Genomic DNA, 16,556 nt, shown 5'->3' on the forward strand with positions numbered 1-16,556 from the left:
CGCTCGTGGTCCGGACGGTCATCTGCTCGGCGCGGCGGCCCGACGGTCGGCCTCCGCGAAGTGGCGCTCGCACAGCCGCTGCCTGCGCGCGTCCCAGACCATGTAGGTGCCGAGGACGAGCTGTACGAGGCTGCGCCAGACGTCCTCCCAGCGGTCGCGGAACCGCACGAACACCAGCGTCGCCCGGTGGGCCGCCCCCCTGGGGGCACCCCGCGGGACGAGCAGGCACGGTCCCCGGTTGGGCATCGACCGGGTGTGGGAGGCGGAGGAGTCGAGGGCGTACGCGCGCAGGACCTCCCGCGCCGCGACCCGCATGGTGATCGGCGCCAGCCGCCAGGCGGGGCAGGGGCGGTTGGCGGCGACGCCGAACGGGATGTGGTTGAGCTCCCGGACCGGCGGCCGGTCCGGACGGGGGCGGTCGGAGGCGGGACAGCCGGGGGCCGGACGGTCGGAGGCGGGGCGGTCGGGGGCCGGACGGTCGGAGGCGGGGCGGTCGGAGGCGGGACCGTCCTGGCCCAGGTCGCCCCGGCCGGAACGGCCCGGCTCCGGCCGGAGCTGGCCCGGACGGAGCCGGCCCGGACGGTCCAGGTGTGAGTAGTCCGAGTGCGAGCGGTCCATGCCGAAACGGCCGGGATCGAAACGGTCGGGGTCGGGGAAGCCCTCGCGGTGGAAGGCGGGGTAGTCGAAGCACAGTACCGAGCCGGCCGGGATCGTCGTGCGCTCGTCGAGGGGGATGTCGCCGGTGGTGACGCGGTGGGCGACACCGAAGAGCGGGTAGAGCCGCAGCGTCTCGGAGATGACGCGGTCGAGGTGGCGCTCGTCACCCCGCTCGTCGCCCGCGAGGACCCCGGCCTGGGCGTCCGGGTGCTGGGCGAGGACCATCAGCAGGTGGGCCGTGGCCTCCGACATCTGGACGACCGCGGTGTTGAAGAAGGTCCCCTGCAGATAGAGGGCCTGCTCCCGGGCCGACAACCCCGCCGGGAGCCGGTCCCGCACCCGGGGCAGCAGTCCGGCGAGATGGCGGGTCAGCCGGTCGCGCCGGTCCATGTGCCGCAGCCCGCAGCACTTGAGCGCGGTGACGACGTCGTCCGCGTTGCCCACGATCAGGTCACGCGCCACCGGCGGGCACGGCTCGCCGAAGACGAGTTCGTAGTAGAACTCCGCCCAGACCGGCATCATCAGGTCGCGCAGCCGGACCAGTCCCCCCGCGTCCCGCAGCGCCCGGCCGACGCAGCGGCGGGTGAGCTCCTCGGCCTCCACGCGCGGCACGGAGAGGAAGCCGCGCGTGGCGCGGGCGACCGCGTCGTACCGCTCCCCCGCCTCAAGGTGTTCCTGGTGCAACTCGGCGCCCGGCGACAGCCAGTACCAGAACAGGTCCGACAGCGCGGCCCCCCTGCTCCGGCCGCCGGCCGCCGGGTGGGAGTAGATCTCCCTGAACCTCTCGACGCCGACCAGGTCTCCGGGGACGGTGATCCCCTCCTCCCCGTTGACCCGGGCGAAGACCCGCGTCCGCAACGCCACGATCCTGGCGGGGAGCCACCGGGGCAGGCTCAGCACGGCGGCGGCGGCGACCGCGACCGCCACCGCCCTGACCGGCGCGGTCACCGGCATGACCGTCGCACCATGTCCGGGTCGAGGTCGTGGACCGACGCGCAGCCGCACAGGGTGAGCGCGTGCTCGACCTCCGCGCGGAGCAGGTCGAGCACGCGGGTCACGCCGCGCTCGCCGTCCGCGGCCAGCCCCCAGATCACCGGGCGGCCGACCGCGACCGCGCGGGCGCCCAGCGCCAGCGCCTTCAGGACGTCGGTGCCGCGCCGGACGCCTCCGTCCATCAGCACCGGGACGGCCCCGCCGACGGCGGCCACGATCTCCGGCAGCAGGTCGACGGCGGCCGGGACCGTGTCGAGCTGGCGGCCGCCGTGGTTGGACACCAGCAACCCCGAGACACCGTGGCCGAGCGCCAGGCGCGCGTCGGCGGGGTGCGTCACGCCCTTGAGGACGATCGGGAGCCGCGTCATCTCCCGGAGCAGGCCGATGTGCTCCCAGGAGATCTCCGGCGACATGACGATCGGCCGTACCCGCCCGCCGTCGCGCAGGTTCTCGCAGGCCATCCCCTCGGGCAGGTCCTGGAGGCCGTGGTGGCGCTCCCGGTCCCGCAGGCCCCGGGCCGGTGAGTCCACCGTGACGACCAGCGCCCGGCACCCGGCCGCCTCGGCGCGCCGCACGAGCGTCTCGGTGAAGGCCATGTCCGGCTGGACGTAGAGCTGGAACCACAGGGTGGCCCCGGGCGCCGCCGCGGCCACGTCCCCGACGGCGACGGTGGAGGCCATGCTCACGATCATGATCGTCCCGGCGGCGGCCGCCGCCCGCGCGGTGGCCCGCTCGCCCTCGGGGTCGGCGAGCCGGTGGAACGCGGTCGGCGCCACCAGCACGGGCATGGCCGCCCGGCCGCCCGGCAGGGTGACGTCGGTCCGGGGTCTCCCGGCGCCGCGCAGCACCCGTGGCAGCAGGGAGAGCCTCCCGAACGCGGCCTCGTTGGCCCGTACGGTGACCTCGTCCCCGGCCCCGCCGGCGAAGTAGTCGTAGTGCTCCGGGGCGAGGCGCGCGCGGGCCGTGGCCTCGAACTCGCGCGGGGTCCGCGGCTCCGCCGGTGCGTCCGGGGCCGTCGGCGCCGCCGAGGTCGCCGGGGTCGCCGGGGCCGTTCGTGTCCTCGCGTCCGTCACGTGCGGGAAATGTTCGTCCGCCGCGTGCGGCGTCCCCGCGTCCGCCATGTGCGGGGAGCGTTCGTCCGCCGCGTGCGGCGTCCCCGCGTCCATCACGCCGGGATCGAGGCGGCCTGGCGGGCGAAGAACGCGCGGAGCGGTTCGACGTGGGTCTCCCGGGAGGTCCACTCGTTCTCCAGGTTCTCGGTGACGTGGTGAACGGCCGGCGGCGCGCCGGCCCGGTGGTGCCGCACCACCGGGTGCAGGTAGTGGCCCTCCGCGGCGCGCTCGGCGTCGTTCTGCCGGATCCGGCCCACCCCGATGTCGAAGGGATCGACCTTGTCGTGCTCCGGCCCGTACTCCAACGTGATCGTGAAGTGGCCGCCGTCGCCGATCGGCGGGCCCTCCAGGTCGACCGGGAGCTCCTCCAGGTAGCGCGCCCCGCCGTGGCCGTCGAGGACGACGACGTCGCCCAGCAACCCGAACTGCTGCCACAGCGCCGAACTGCGGTTGACCCGTTCGAGCACCGCCGCCGCGAGCGCCTCCGGATCGGCCGGGAGCTCGTGGCCGGGCCATCCGGCGCCGTGGTACCTGTTCTCCAGGATGCGGTGCAGCGCCCGGGTGCCGTACCGGAAGCCGTGGATGAACCCGCTGGTGCCGCGCTTGAAGTCACGGGACTGCGTCAGGGTCCCGGCGAAGTAGAGGTCGGGCACGTTGACCGACTCGTAGGCGGGGGTGAGCGCGGGGAACCTGTCGTTGATCGTCAGATCCGGGCGGCACTCCTCGGAGAAGATCGAGGCGTCGATCCGGAAACCGGTGCAGACGACGACCCTGTCGTACGGGATGTCCTTGGTGACCTCGTCGGCGCGGGCGAAGCTCACCGTCACCAGGTACGAGCCGTCGGCCTGGCGCTCGATCCGCCTGACGTCGCCGTCCAGCACCGCGTTCTGGGACTTGAGCTGGTAGGTGTCGAGGAAGTTGTTGTTGACCGCGCGCAGGTTCCCCACGAAGTGGGTGCGCCACGCCATCCGGATGGAGCTCGGCCCGGCGACGTGGATCACCGCGGCCGTCTCGACCAGGCTGTCGGCCGTCTCGAACGCCGAGTTGCCCTTGCCGATGACGAGCACCCGCTGGTTCACGTATCCGGACGGGTCGGTGGAGAAGGTGCCGTAGGGTTCGGCCGTCTCGATGCCCGGTATCGGCGGGATGTTGGGCCGGCTGACCCCGGTCGCGACGACCAGCCGCCTGGCCTCGTGGGTCCGGCCGCGCTCGTCGGTCACCAGGAAGTGGCCCGTGCCCGGGGCGCGGGTGACCTGGGAGACGCGGGCGTCGTAGGTGACGCGCAGGTCGCAGGCCGCGGCGAAGTCGGCGAGATAGCGGACCATGTCGTCGGCCTCGGGGAAGTAGCGGTCGCTGTAGCGGGTGAACAGCAGGGCGGGATCGTCCGACAGCAGCGAGTTCCAGTCCATCCGGAGGTTGAGCTCCGGGTCGTCCGTCCCGGTGTACCTCTTGTTGATCGAGATGAGCTGCCGGTGGCGCGGGAAGGTCCGGAAGAACGTGCCCGGCGCGGGGCCCGCCTCCAGGATCGAGTAGCTCCGCCCCGCCTTTCCGAGGAAGTACCCCAGTTGCAGGCCCGCGGGGCCGGCACCGATCACCACGTAGTCCAGGGCGTTGTCCGGCACGGACACCTCCGTCACAGCGATCTGGTCGAACGGACGTCCCCAGTGTTGGCGGGGAATTCTCAGAGCACGATCAGAGGACCGGCCGGTCGAGCAGGTCCAGCAACGCGCGCTTGTCGGGCTTGCCGCTCGCGGCGACCGGGACGGAGGGCAGCGTCGTGATCGTCCAGGGGACGCTGCCCTCACCGAGTTCGTCGCCCACCAGCGCGGCCAGCGCGTCGCGGTCCGGGTCCCTGCCCTCGGCCGGCACGACGAACGCGTGGACGGCCTCTCCCGTCAGCTCGTCCGGGGCCCCGGCCACGTACGCCTCGGCGACGTCGGGATGGCTGCTCAGCACCCGCTCGACGGCTCCCGCGTACACCACCATCGCGTTGACGATGATCACGTCGCGGGTACGGCCGGCGAGGTGCAGGAACCCCTCCTTGTCCAGGTGGCCGAGGTCCCTGGTGCGCAGCCGGCCCTCCCGCAGGGTCTCGCGGGTCTCCTCCGGATCCCCCCAGTAACCCGACATCAGGTACGGGCTGCGCACGTGGACCTCACCGGTCTCTCCGGTGGCCACCTCGCGGCCCTCCTCGTCACGCACGCTGATCTCGACGCCCGGGTACGGCCGCCCGACCGAGGACAGGGCGTCGTCGGGGAACGCGGCGATGTCCGCGGGGGTGAGCACCGAGATCAGGCCCGCCTCGGTCTGCCCGTACCCCTGGTAGACCACGGGACCGAGCCGGTCCACGGCCTCCGCCAGACGCCCAGGGCCGAGCGGCGACCCGGAGACCATCAGCGCGCGCAGGCACCCGACGTCGACCCGCTCGTCCCTGAGCAGGTCGAGCATCCGGCACAGGCGCGGCACGGTCACGATGGAGCCGGTGATCCGGTGACGTTCGAGCGCGTACGGGAACAGGGGCCGCCCGTCCTCCTCGGGGATCACCGCGGTGCCGCCGCCCAGCAGGCACAGCGCCAGGAAATCCACGATCACCATGCTCGCCAGGGTGCCGAACAGCAGGTAGCGCCCGAAGCCCGCGGCGAGCTCCTCCGTGACCGGGGACCACAGGCGGGGCTGCCACGACCAGTGCTCGCCGAGCGCGCGGTAGGTGATCGCGCACCCTTTGGGGCGGCCGGTGCTGCCGCTGGTGAAGCTCAGGGCGGCCACGTCGTCCGGGCGGCCCGCGGCGACGAGGAGCCGCCCCTCCCCGGCGCCCGCGAGCAGGTCGATCGCCGGCACCGGCGAGGGACACGGCCCCAGCGAGAGCAGCGTGACGGGTCCGGCGGCCCGAAGCAGTTCCGGCGTCACGGTGGACCGGTCGACGAGGAGGGCGTCGACCCCCATCCCGAGCACGTGGGCGAGATGCCCCGCCGGGTAGCCGGGCCGGACGCCCACGACCCGGCAGCCCAGCGCGTGGGCGGCCATGTGGGCGGCGAACGCCTCGGGGGAGACGGCCGTGCGGACGGCGACGGCCCGGCCGGGGCCCAGCCCGGCGTCGAGCATCGCCCCCGCCAACCGCGAGATGATCTCCAGTAGCTCACCTCGCGAGACGACCCTGTCCCCCTGCTCGAAGGCCGGGTCGCCGGGCGAGCTCCGCAGCGCTTCGAGAAGGGTGTGCGGGAACGGCGGCTCGGCGGGACCACCCATGGTCGGCTCCTCTGGTTTCACGCGGTTCACCGCGGCGTCTTCGCGACTCCGGATCTCTTCGGGGTCTCTTCCGGGGCGTTTCCTGGACCCTCGCGGGCCTTCGGACTCGTCCGAAGTGGCACGCCGTCGCATGACCGGCATGTCGCTCACCACGAAGCTAGACAGCGCAGATCAGAGAATCATCAGAGATCCCGCCCGGACGTCCGCCGCGTCCATGGGGCACGGCGGCCGTCAGCCGGGCGGCGGACGGTCACCCCCCCGTCATGGGCCGGCCGGTCACGGCGTGGCGTCCTCCCAGTGCGGGGTGTGCGATTCGATGTCCTCCGGCACGCGAATCCGCCCGTTCACGAGAACGAGTGGTGCGATCTCGGCGCTCTCGTGGAGGCGCAGGTAGCCGACGAAGGATTCGACACCGCCGGCATGTGCGCCGGCCGAGCACCGGCCGAGCCAGTCAAGCAGCGTCCGGAGCCGGTAGAAGTCGTCGGGATGGAGTTCCTGGCGTACCGTCAGCGCCCAGCCGTCCGGTCGCTCCCGCGCGACCAGCTCGGCGACGAGCGGCCCCCCACCCGCCAGGCAGCGCCGCGCTGCGCGAACACGGGCTCCGCCTCCGCGTCCTCCCACTCGCAATCGGGGTCGTCGGGATCACCGAGTGGATAGGTTTCCGCGTATCTGTCAGAGCCGATCGGCAGCCGCTCAGGTCGTGGCCCCTGCCCCACATGCCACCGCAGCTCGGCGAGCTCGTCGTCGGTCACGCCGGCACGGATGTCCACCGACAGCACGAGTTCGTAGACGTCCCCCATCGGCACACCGTACCGTCGCGACGCCCTGGGAGATCGTTCCGTGAGGAGTTCGCACAGGACGTGACCGTCGCGGTCGGCTCGGTCAGGATCGGCGGACAGATCGACGGTCTGCCGGTTCACCCGGGTTGGCGTCCAACGCCCCCCATGACTCGGGTCACGCATGGGCTGGTGTGAAGGCAGGTCAGGTGCCGGCGTGGGCGGGTCGTCGCCGTCGGCCGCTCGGGATGCGGGCGAGCGCAGAAGGCCGGACAGCCGTTGGACACGGACGGGCGTGCCCAACGGACCTCCTGCGGGCCGTCCGCTCAGCCGCCCGGCCGAAAACCACCCGGCGGGCCTTCCTCCGCGCGGAGCCACCTTGTGGCCCCGAAGCCTTCAGCCCGTCCGAGGATCCGAAGTCCGTCCGGCCCCGGCACGGACTCGCAGGGGATCGTCACCACGCGCCGGGCGTGGCTCCGGCCCGGAGCCGCCGGAGGTCGTCGCCTCCACGTGAAAGATCGCGACCTCAAAGTGAATCTGACCGCGCCCGGCCGATCGAATGACCGTCCATGGGGCACAGCCAACAGGTGAGCAGCGGACGGCCCGGGCGCGGGGCGGTGCGGGAGCGGCCTTCGACGGTGAGACCGCGCGCACGCGTGGCGAGCGCGCTCGGCGCGGCCTCGCTGGCCGCGATGGTCGTCGCGCAGGTCGCCTCGGGGCTGCAGCCCCGGCCGATCACGCTGACCAGCGTGGTCGTCCTGCTGCTGGCGGCGAGCGCGCTGGCGTTCGCCTGCGTGACCCACCCCCCGGCCAGGGCCGTCGCGGCGTTCGCCGCCGTGGTCGCGACCGGGTACGCCGCCGAGTGGATCGGGATCAGGACGGGCCTGCCGTTCGGCGACTACCACTACACCGGCGTCCTGTGGCCCGCGCCCGGCGGGGTGCCGGTGATCGTGGCGCTGGCGTGGGGCGGCATGGGACTGGCGGCCCACGCGGTGGCCGCCGCCGTCGCGCCGGTGAGCCGGGCGGCGCGGATCGTCACGGGGGCGCTCGCCCTCACCGCCTGGGACCTGTTCCTGGACCCGCAGATGATCCGGCTGGGCCTGTGGGTCTGGCACGACCCCGGCCCCTACCGGGGCGTTCCCCTCGTCAACTTCGCCGGCTGGCTCGTCGTCTCCCTGCTGGTGATGGCCCTGCTGGAGCGCGTACTGGCCGGGCCGACGGCGTGGAGCGCCGGGCTGGTGTCGATCTACACGGTGATGGCGGTCATGGAGACCGTCGGCTTCGCGGTCGTCTTCGTCCCGCCGGACCCGCTGGTGGCCACGGCCGGAGGGCTCTCGATGGGGGCGTTCACCCTGCTCGCCTGGCGGCGCGGACGCGGGAGACGGCCGGATCCCGAGGCGGGGCGAGCGTGATGGCGACGACTTCACCCGTCGGAGCCGTGACAGGGACCAGGCCAGGAAGCGGAACCGAGAACGGAGGGGAACGCGGATGCCGGAGGTAGCGGTGATAGGCGGCGGCGTCGGGGGCATGGTCTCCGCGCTGCTGCTGGCCCGGCAGGGACATCAGGTGCGGCTGTACGAGCGGCTCCCCCGGCTGGGCGGCAAGCTCGCCGAGCACACCAGGGACGGTTTCACCTTCTCCGTCGGCCCCTCGCTGCTCACCCTGCCCGGTGTCTTCACCGATCTCGGGCTCGAACTCGACCTGGTGGAACTCGACGAGCTGTGCCGCTACCGCTTCGCCGACGGCTCGACGCTGGCGGCGTACCGCGACCCGGCCCGGATGGCCGCCGAGGTCGACCGGCTCGCCCCCGGTGAGGGCCGCGCCTGGCTGGCCTTCCACGACTGGGCGCGGGACTGCTTCGAGGCGTCGCGCCGCACCTTCTTCACCGGCCCGCTCACCCGGCCGCCCACCGAGGCCCGCCTGTCGGACCTGCTGGCGGTGGCGCCGGGCCGTACCCTCGACGGCCTGGCCCGCCGCTTCTTCACCGACCCGCGCCTGCGCCAGTACGTCGGCCGCTACGCGACCTACGCGGGCTCCAGCCCGTACCGCGCCCCGGCCGCGCTGGGGTGCGTCCCGGCGATCGAGCACGGCGAGGGCGGCTGGTACGTCCCCGGAGGATTGCCCCGCATCGCCGACGCCCTGACCCTGATGCTGGAGAAGGCGGGGGTGGAGGTCGTCCTGGGCGCGGAGGTGGCGCGGGTGCTCGCCGACGGCGAGCGGGTCAGGGGGGTGCGGCTCGCCTCCGGGGAGCGCGAGCGCGCCGACATCGTGGTCGCCAACACCGACGCGGCGGCGCTGTACGGGCGGCTGCTGCCCGACCGGCGGCGGTTTCGGCGCATCGCCGGGCTCGGCACCTCCTCGTCGGTGTTCCTGCTGCTGGCCGGGGTGGAGGGCAGGACCGAGGGGCTGGGGCACCACTCGATCGTCTTCTCCGGCGACTACGAGCGGGAGTTCGGCGACATCTTCCGGCGGCGCAGGCCACCGGAGGACCCGACCGTCTACATCGGCCGCTCGGTCGTGGACGACCCGTCGCAGGCCCCGCCGGGCACGGAGAACTGGGTGATGCTGGTCAACGTCCCGGCCCGCGACCCCGGCCGGTGGCCGATGTCCCCCGAGGCGTACCGGGACCTGGTGCTCGACCGCCTGGCCTCCAGGGGGCACGACCTGTCGGGACGGCTGCGCTTCGTGGACCTGTTCACCCCCGCCGACCTGCGCGACCGGTACGGCGCGTGGGGCGGCTCGATCTACGGCGGCGCCTATTCCGGCAGGCTCGCTCCCTTCCGCCGCCCCGGCAACCGGGGCCCCCGGCACGGCCTGTACCTGGTGGGCGGTTCGGCGCACCCCGGCGGCGGGCTGCCGCTGGTCGCGATGGGCGCCCGCATCGTCGCCTCGCTCGTACGGGAGGACTTCCCCGGCGCTCCCTCGGGCGCGGGCGGTTCCCGGAGCCGCACGGCCGGGACCACCCGGTGAGCCGGACGGCGAGGCCGTCGCGGCACCCGGACCGCGTGGACCGTACGGACCATGCGGACCGCGTGGACCATACAGATCAGGCAGATCAGGCAGACCGGGCGGCCCGGCCTGGGGAGGCAACGCGACCCGCGCCGAAGGTACGACCTGCGAAGACACGACTCGCGGAGGCACGACGATGAGACTCCTGACCGCGCTGCAGGCCGTCGCCGCGCTGGCCGTGGCGGTGCGGCTGGCCAGGGGGCGGCGTCGCCGGCCCCCGCTGGCCCCCGTACGGGCGGCGTCGCCGCGCGTCTCGGTGGTGATCCCCGCCCGCGACGAGGAGGCCCGCCTGGGCCCGTGCCTGTCGGCGGCGCTCGCCGATCCGGACGTCGCGGAGGTCCTCGTCGTCGACGACGAGTCACGCGACGGTACGGCGCGGCTGGCCTCGGGGCTCGGCGCGAGGGTCGTCGCGGGGGCGCCGCTCCCCGAGGGCTGGGTGGGCAAGCAGTGGGCGCTGCTGCAGGGCGTCGAGGCGGCGAAAGGTGAGGTCGTGGTGACCCTGGACGCGGACACCCGGCCCGCGCCGGGGTTGTTCGGCGTGCTCGCGGCGGCCCTGGAGGAGTACGACCTGGTGAGCGCGGGCCCCCGGTTCGTCTGCGAGGGAACGGCCGAGCAGGCGTTGCACGCCTCGTTCCTGGCGACGCTGGTCTACCGCTTCGGCCCGATCGGGCCGGCCACTCCCCCGCCCCCGCACCGGGCGATGGCCAACGGCCAGTGCACGGCCTTCCGCCGCGCGGAGATGCTGGACGCCCACGGATTCGCGCGGGTGCGCGGGCACCTGACCGACGACGTGGCGCTGGCCAGGACCCTGGCCGCCGACGGCTGGGCCGTGGGGTTCCTGGACGCCGGGGGCCTGCTGGAGGTCGACATGCACGACTCGGCCGCCGGGGTGTGGCGGGAGTGGGGGCGGTCGCTGTCGCTGCGCGACGTCACCGCGCCGGGCCGGCAGGCGGCCGACCTGGCCGTGGTCTGGCTGACCGCCGCGCTGCCCGTGCTCCGGCTGGTGACCGGCCGCCCCACCCGGCTCGACCTGGGCCTGCTGGCCGTACGGCTGCTGCTGGTCGGCGCGCTGCGCGGCAGCTACACGCGGCCGGGGCCGGGCGTGCTGCTCTCCCCGCTGCTGGACCCGTTGGCGGTCCTGCGGCTGACGCAGGTCACGCTGCGCCCGGTACGCGACTGGCGGGGCCGCGCCTATCCGGCCGCCACGACGGCCTCCCGCCTCGGCTCCGGTGCGACGGGCGCGCGACCAGGTCCGGACACGATGGGCGCCCGCTCCGGCGGGGCCGCGACGGGCACGCGGCCGGGACCGGACACGCGACCAGAAACGGACACCAGCCGGGACCGGACACGCGGCCGGGAGCGGGCACGCGACCGGGACCGAGACCGGACATGACACCGGGAGCGGCCACGCGGCCGGGGCCGGACGTCCGGCCTCGGCCGGACGCGCCTCGGGGGCCGGTCACGACGGGCGGTCGGTCCGCGCCGCCTGACCGAAGCGCAGCCCGATGAGGCACATGAGCAGGCCGGTCGCGGCCACGTGCGTGACCGGCGCGAAGAGCAGCTGGAACAGCGGGATGCCGAAGACACCGGTGCGCGCCCCGATCGCGAAGGACCGCGTCACCACGGCGACCCCGACCAGGGCGGCCACCCCGAGCAGGAAACCCGGCGGGCAGATGACGGCGAAGCCGCCCACGAAGGCGAGGATCGACCGGCCGCCCCTGAACCCGGCGAAGACCGGCCAGGCGTGCCCGGCCATGGCGGCGGCCACCGCCAGATACGCCGGCAGCACGCTGTCGCCGCTCACCCCGGCGGGCCAGGTGAGGTGCGTGCCACCGGCCCACAGGCCGAGCAGCCCGGCGAGCGTGCCCTTGAGCGTGTCGCCCGCGAAGACCGGCACGGCGGCCCGCCAGCCGAGCCGCTGCCTGACGTTCCAGAAGCCGGGGTTGCGGTCGCCGACCTCGCGGGGGTCGAACCCGTGCGCGCGGGCGACCAGCACGGCGACCGGCACGGATCCGAGAAGGTAGCCGCCGATGACCGAGACGAGCAGCGGAACCATCGCTTCCTTTCATCTCATGAGATATGCGGATATAGGGGCTATGCGGTACATGGCGTTCGACCGGCCGGTGCTGGGAAGGACGCCGGGGCTGACGTTCTGGCGGCTGCTCGGCTCCGGCCGCGGGGCCTCGACGAGCATGGGCGCGGACCTGCGCCGCTGGGCCCTGCTGGCGGTGTGGCGCGACGAGCGGGACCTGGACCGCTTCCTGAGCGACTCCCCGGTGGCCGCGCGCTGGCGGAGCGAGGCGCGGGAGTCCTGGCAGGTGCGGCTGGTTCCCCTCGCCTCACGCGGCCGCTGGGACGGGGTGGACCCGTTCGGCCCTCTCCCCGCAGGCCCGTCCGCCCTTTCCCCCGCGACGGGGGACCTGTCCGCTCCTCCCCCCGGCACCGGGGGCCCGTCCGGCCCTCTTTCCCGGGACGTGCTCGGCCTTCCGCCCCGGGAAGCGCCCGGCTTTCCCTCCAGCGGCACGTCCGGCCTTCCCCCCGGAGACGCATCCGGCTTCTCTCCCGGGAGCGCGTCCGGCCTTCCCCATGACGCATCCGGCTTCTCTCCCGAGGGCGCGTCCGGCCTTCCCTTTGGGAGCACGCCGAGCTTCTCTCCCGGGGGCGCGCACGGGCCCGATCCCGGCGGTCCCGTCGCCGTGCTGACCCGCGCCTCCATCCGGCCCGCCCGCCTGGTGGCGTTCTATCGTTCGGTCCCCGGAGTGGACCGCCTCCTGGCGGAGCAGGAGGGCTGCCTGGCCTCGGTCGGCGTCGGCGAGTGGCCGCTCGCCAGGCAGGGCACGTTCTCGCTGTGGCGCGACGCCGCCGCGGTGCGCGACTTCGCGCACCGGGGGTCGGCGCACCGGCGAGTGATCGGCAGGACCCGCGCGGAGGGCTGGTACTCCGAGGAGCTGTTCGCCCGGTTCTCCCCGTACGCCAGCGAGGGCACCTGGGACGGCGCCGACCCCCTGGCCTGACCTGGCCCGGTCCGCCCGCCACCGCGGCCACGGTCCCGCTCAACTCCCGCCCCCGCTCAACGGACGGGTTCCGCGGTGAGGTGGTCCCCGAAACGGGTCGCGACCCCGCCCTCGGCGAGGTCGTGCGCCACCGCGCAGGCGCGTGCGATCGTCGCCGCCCGCGAGGAGCCGTGCGCGACGACGACGGTGCCGCTCAGCCCGAGCAGCGCCGCCCCGCCGTGGGTCTCGGGGTCGTAGCGGCGGGCCACCTCCCGCAGATCCTCGGCCCCGGCGACACCGGAACGCGCCACCAGCGTCAGCGCGGCCCGTACGGAACCCTCGACGTTCTTGAGCACCACGTTGCCGGTGAAGCCGTCGGTGACGATCACGTCGACGGCGCCCGCGAGCACGTCGTGGCCTTCCACGTTGCCGTGGAAGCGGAGCGGCAGACCGGGAAGCAGCTCACCGGCCCTGCGCGTCAGCCGGTTGCCCTTGCCCGGTTCCGAGCCGATCGACAGCAGGCCCACCGACGGGTCGGCGACGCCGAGCACGAGCTGGGCGTAGGAGACGCCGAGCAGCGCGAACTGGGCGATCATCTCCGGGGTGGGGTCGGAGGTCGCCCCCGCGTCGATCAGCACGGTGGCGCCGCCGGTGACCGAGGGCAGCGCGATGGCCAGGGCGGGCCGCAGGACACCGGCGGCGCGGCCGATGCCACGGATGGCGCACGAGACGACCGCTCCGGTGGATCCGGCCGACACGAACGCCGACGCCGCTCCGTGCCGTACGAGATCGCAGCCGACCGTCAGGCTGGTCGTGCCGGAGGAGACCGCTCCCGCGCCCCGCTCGGTCATCGGGACGACGTCCTCGGCGTGCACCACGTCGATCTCGGCGGCGGCGCCGTGCCGGTCGAGCTCGGCGCGGATGTCCCCGGCCCTGCCCACCAGCAGCACGGGGACCCCCAGCTCGCGCCGGGCCGCCACCGCCCCGGCGACCGTCTCGACCGGGCCGTGGTCTCCGCCCATCGCGTCGACGACCACAGGTTCCGACATCACGCCCTCCTGACGACGGTGGTGGACGACCCCAGGAACGAGGACGACCTCACGAACGAGGACGGCCCCGCGACAGGCGCCCTCGTGACGGTCCGCCCGGCGACAGGCGACACGACGACGGGCCGTCCGGCGGCGAACGACACCGCGACGGACGACGCTGTGACGGACGACGCTGCGACAGACGCCGCCGCGACGGACCGGACGGCGACGGCCCCGTACGGCCGGTTCACGGGATCTCGACGGTCAGGCGGCGTTCGGCGCGGTCGGCCGCGGACGCCGCGAGCAGGTGCCGCGCGAAGATCGCCGCTCTTCGCCGCCGGGGCACGGCGACCCTCATGCCGAGGACGTCGTAGCGGGCGGCCTCGATCCGGTCGAGGATGCCGCCGTACAGCTGGAAGGCCGCGCGGATGCACGGCCGGGAGGAGGGGGTCAGCATGCCGATGCCCTCCACGGCCCGCGCGTAGTGGTCCCTGGCCCGCCGGGCCTGGAAGGCCAGCAGCTCGCGCAGGGCCGGGGTGCAGCCACCGCGCCCCAGGTCGGCCACCGTCACCCCGAACCGCTCCAGGTCCTCCAGCGGGAGGTAGACCCGGCCGCGTTCCAGATCCTCGGCGACGTCGCGCAGGAAGTTGGTCAGTTGGAAGGCCAGTCCCAGCTGGCGGGCCGGTTCGCGGGCCTTGCCCTCCATGCCGGGCAGCGGTTCGAGGACGGGCAGCATCATGGTGCCGATCACCGCGGCCGAGCCCTCCATGTAGGCGAGCAGGTCGTCGTAGGTCGCGTAGCGGGTGACGGTCAGGTCGGCCCGCATCGAGCGCAGGAACGCGCCGATGTCGCCGTGGTCGACGCCGAAGGAACGCACGGTCTGCGCGAACGCGGGAAGCACCGGGTCCTCGGTGGTCCCGCCCGCCAGGGTGGTGGCCAGCCGGGCGGACAGTCCGTCGAGCGCCCGCTCCCTGTCGCCGGTCATCGTGAAGGAGTCGACGATCTCGTCGGCGTAGCGCGCGAAACCGTACAGGGCGTGCACGTGCGGGCGCTTCCAGGCGGGCAGCAGCAGGGTCGCCAGGTAGTACGAGCGGCCGTGACGGGCGTTGAGCCTGCGGCAGAACTCGTAACTCGCGGTCAGGGTCATCGGGCGCTCTCCAGTACGCGCTCCGCGGCGAGCCTGCCGGAGATCAGCACCGGGGGCACCCCCACCCCCGGCGCGGTGTACATCCCGGCGAAGTGCAGCCCGGGAACGCGCCTGGCCGCGCCCGCCGGCCGGAACCAGGCCGTCTGGCTGAAGCGGTGGTCCAGCGCGAACGGGGTGCCCGCCGAGTGGCCGAGCCGCGCCCAGGCGGGCGGGTCGAGGGTGAGCCTCGGCGCGGAGGACAGGTCGCCGTAGCCGAGGTCGGCGAGCCTGCCGAGCAGCCGGTCCTCCAGCCTCGGGGTGAGCCGGTCCCAGTCGGCGCCGCCGCGCAGGTTGGCCGTCGGCTCCAGCACGGTGAGGGTGGCGTGGCCACGCGGCGCGGCGCCGGTGTCGGACTCCGGGTAGGTGACCAGCAGGTTCGGGTCCGGCTGTGGCCGCCCGGCCCGCAACGCCTCGAAGGTGGCGTCCCACTCCCCGCCGAAGTGCAGGGTGTGGTGCGCCTGCCCGGCCAGGCGCCGGTCGAGGCCGAAGTGCAGCACCAGGCAGGAGGGCGAGTAGCGGGGACGGCGCAGCCGCCAGTCGCCCGCGCCCTTCGGGAGCAGCCCGGTGTGGGCGCGGGACAGGTCGCAGGCGACCACGACGTTGTCCGCCGCCAGGCGCTCCCCGGTGTCGAGCCTGACCCCGGAGACCCCGGAGGGTCCCGCCTCGACCTTCACGGCGCGCACCCCGTACCTGAGGCGCGCGCCCGCCTTCTCGGCCAGCGCGGCCAGGGCGCGCGGGATGGCGTGCATCCCGCCCTCGCGCGGGAAGAAGACGCCCCCGACGGTGTCCATGTGGGCGATGACCGCGTAGATCCCGAGCGCCCGCCGGGGCGGCAGGCCCACGTACAGGGCCTGGAAGGTGTGCGCCTTGACCAGTCGGTGGTCGGTGAGGTGGCTCTTGACGAGGGAGTCCAGGCTGCGGAAGCCGCCCAGCGCCGCGAGGCGGGCGAGGACGCGCGGCCGGGCGAGGTCGCGCAGCCGCGTCATGTCGCGGTCGATGAAGGCGGGCCACTCCGCGTCGAACAGCTCGCCGAGCCGGGCGCGGAAGCGCCGGTACCTCTCGGCCTCCGCGGCGCCGCTCAGCTCGCGCACCCGCTCGGTCATGGCGTCCTCGCCGGCCACCACGTCCAGGTGGGAGCCGTCGTGGTAGCGCAGCCGGTAGTACGGGTCCAGCCGCCGCAGCGGGAGCGCGCTCTCCATGTCCTCCCCCGCGGCGGCGAAGACGTCGGCCAGCACCTCCGGCATGGTCAGCACCGAGGGGCCGGTGTCGAAGCGGTACTCGCCGAGGGTCGCCGTACCGCAGCAGCCTCCCGGCACGTCGTTCGCCTCCACGATCGTGACGTCCCGCCCGGCGGCGGCCAGCCGGACGGCGGCGGCCAGCCCGCCCAGACCGGCGCCGATCACCACCACCTGGCTCACGCGTTCCTCCTCGTCGCCAGGTCTCCGTGACCGGCCGGCGGGGCCGTGCCTCGCCCGGCACGGGTGCGCGTCCGCTCACCGGGCCGATCGGTCCCACACGTGACAGCGGCCATGGGCATCACTCCTTAGCGTCCATGG

13 protein-coding genes are annotated in these 16,556 nt (G+C 74.4%); 4 read left to right on the top strand and 9 right to left on the bottom strand.

Features of this window, described 5'->3' with window-relative positions:
- Positions 1 to 18 precede the first annotated feature (18 nt).
- The 5 genes from ACFFRH_RS36560 to ACFFRH_RS36580 form a co-directional block, all read right to left on the bottom strand.
- Entirely contained in the window at positions 19 to 1,611 is a 1,593-nt protein-coding gene (locus ACFFRH_RS36560) for a cytochrome P450 (RefSeq protein WP_344749400.1), read from the bottom strand.
- Positions 1,602 to 2,816: an alpha-hydroxy acid oxidase gene (locus ACFFRH_RS36565; protein ID WP_386162065.1), complete on the bottom strand. Its 1,215-nt coding sequence runs from the start codon at positions 2,814 to 2,816 to the stop codon at positions 1,602 to 1,604. The genes ACFFRH_RS36560 and ACFFRH_RS36565 overlap by 10 nt, the downstream gene beginning before the upstream one ends.
- The gene (locus tag ACFFRH_RS36570) at positions 2,816 to 4,384 is read right to left on the bottom strand and encodes an NAD(P)-binding domain-containing protein (protein ID WP_386162066.1); all 1,569 of its coding nucleotides are present in this window, start codon (positions 4,382 to 4,384) and stop codon (positions 2,816 to 2,818) included. Before ACFFRH_RS36570 ends, ACFFRH_RS36565 begins: the two co-directional genes overlap by 1 nt.
- Before the next feature lie 70 nt (positions 4,385 to 4,454).
- Complete coding sequence (locus tag ACFFRH_RS36575; RefSeq protein WP_386162067.1) at positions 4,455 to 6,008, bottom strand: class I adenylate-forming enzyme family protein; 1,554 nt, start codon at positions 6,006 to 6,008, stop codon at positions 4,455 to 4,457.
- Positions 6,009 to 6,284: 276 nt separating this feature from the next.
- Positions 6,285 to 6,629: a hypothetical protein gene (locus ACFFRH_RS36580; RefSeq protein WP_386162069.1), complete on the bottom strand. Its 345-nt coding sequence runs from the start codon at positions 6,627 to 6,629 to the stop codon at positions 6,285 to 6,287.
- A 793-nt stretch (positions 6,630 to 7,422) separates the two neighbouring features.
- On the opposite strand from ACFFRH_RS36580, the gene ACFFRH_RS36585 reads away from it, so the two are divergent.
- From ACFFRH_RS36585 to ACFFRH_RS36595, 3 genes are all read left to right on the top strand, one after another.
- On the top strand, positions 7,423 to 8,196 hold the full coding sequence (locus ACFFRH_RS36585) for a carotenoid biosynthesis protein (protein WP_386162070.1): 774 nt from the start codon (positions 7,423 to 7,425) through the stop codon (positions 8,194 to 8,196).
- A 76-nt stretch (positions 8,197 to 8,272) separates the two neighbouring features.
- Positions 8,273 to 9,754, top strand: a complete 1,482-nt coding sequence (locus tag ACFFRH_RS36590) for a phytoene desaturase family protein (RefSeq protein WP_386162072.1) — start codon at positions 8,273 to 8,275, stop codon at positions 9,752 to 9,754.
- A gap of 175 nt (positions 9,755 to 9,929) precedes the next feature.
- Entirely contained in the window at positions 9,930 to 11,186 is a 1,257-nt protein-coding gene (locus tag ACFFRH_RS36595) for a glycosyltransferase family 2 protein (protein ID WP_344749409.1), read from the top strand.
- Positions 11,187 to 11,252: 66 nt separating this feature from the next.
- On the opposite strand, the gene ACFFRH_RS36600 is transcribed toward ACFFRH_RS36595, so the two are convergent.
- The gene (locus ACFFRH_RS36600) at positions 11,253 to 11,849 is read right to left on the bottom strand and encodes a glycerol-3-phosphate acyltransferase (RefSeq protein WP_344749410.1); all 597 of its coding nucleotides are present in this window, start codon (positions 11,847 to 11,849) and stop codon (positions 11,253 to 11,255) included.
- A 40-nt stretch (positions 11,850 to 11,889) separates the two neighbouring features.
- Here ACFFRH_RS36600 and ACFFRH_RS36605 point away from each other — a divergent pair, with 40 nt between their 5' ends.
- Entirely contained in the window at positions 11,890 to 12,807 is a 918-nt protein-coding gene (locus tag ACFFRH_RS36605) for a hypothetical protein (protein ID WP_344749411.1), read from the top strand.
- Between the two features lie 56 nt (positions 12,808 to 12,863).
- Here ACFFRH_RS36605 and plsX read toward each other — a convergent pair whose 3' ends face one another.
- The 3 genes from plsX to crtI all read right to left on the bottom strand — a co-directional run bounded on the left by plsX (position 12,864) and on the right by crtI (position 16,418).
- Entirely contained in the window at positions 12,864 to 13,835 is a 972-nt protein-coding gene (gene plsX / locus ACFFRH_RS36610) for a phosphate acyltransferase PlsX (protein ID WP_386162075.1), read from the bottom strand.
- A 226-nt stretch (positions 13,836 to 14,061) separates the two neighbouring features.
- Positions 14,062 to 14,961 carry a phytoene/squalene synthase family protein gene (locus ACFFRH_RS36615; RefSeq protein WP_386162076.1) on the bottom strand — a complete coding sequence of 300 codons (900 nt, stop codon included), beginning with the start codon at positions 14,959 to 14,961 and terminating at the stop codon, positions 14,062 to 14,064.
- Positions 14,958 to 16,418, bottom strand: coding sequence for a phytoene desaturase family protein (gene crtI / locus ACFFRH_RS36620; RefSeq protein ID WP_386162078.1), 1,461 nt, complete (start codon positions 16,416 to 16,418; stop codon positions 14,958 to 14,960). Before crtI ends, ACFFRH_RS36615 begins: the two co-directional genes overlap by 4 nt.
- Positions 16,419 to 16,556 lie beyond the last annotated feature (138 nt).

The sequence above is a fragment of the Streptosporangium vulgare genome (assembly GCF_042428775.1).
Lineage (GTDB): Bacteria > Actinomycetota > Actinomycetes > Streptosporangiales > Streptosporangiaceae > Streptosporangium > Streptosporangium vulgare.

Excerpts from the sequence above, each read along its gene's own strand:
- ACFFRH_RS36595 (WP_344749409.1), top strand. The coding sequence starts at position 9,930 with ATGAGACTCCTGACCGCGCTGCAGGCCGTCGCCGCGCTGGCCGTGGCG.
- ACFFRH_RS36600 (WP_344749410.1), bottom strand. The coding sequence starts at position 11,849 with ATGGTTCCGCTGCTCGTCTCGGTCATCGGCGGCTACCTTCTCGGATCC.
- ACFFRH_RS36590 (WP_386162072.1), top strand. The coding sequence starts at position 8,273 with ATGCCGGAGGTAGCGGTGATAGGCGGCGGCGTCGGGGGCATGGTCTCC.
- ACFFRH_RS36615 (WP_386162076.1), bottom strand. The coding sequence starts at position 14,961 with ATGACCCTGACCGCGAGTTACGAGTTCTGCCGCAGGCTCAACGCCCGT.
- ACFFRH_RS36565 (WP_386162065.1), bottom strand. The coding sequence starts at position 2,816 with ATGGACGCGGGGACGCCGCACGCGGCGGACGAACGCTCCCCGCACATG.
- ACFFRH_RS36605 (WP_344749411.1), top strand. The coding sequence starts at position 11,890 with ATGCGGTACATGGCGTTCGACCGGCCGGTGCTGGGAAGGACGCCGGGG.
- plsX (WP_386162075.1), bottom strand. The coding sequence starts at position 13,835 with ATGTCGGAACCTGTGGTCGTCGACGCGATGGGCGGAGACCACGGCCCG.
- ACFFRH_RS36575 (WP_386162067.1), bottom strand. The coding sequence starts at position 6,008 with ATGGGTGGTCCCGCCGAGCCGCCGTTCCCGCACACCCTTCTCGAAGCG.
- ACFFRH_RS36560 (WP_344749400.1), bottom strand. The coding sequence starts at position 1,611 with ATGCCGGTGACCGCGCCGGTCAGGGCGGTGGCGGTCGCGGTCGCCGCC.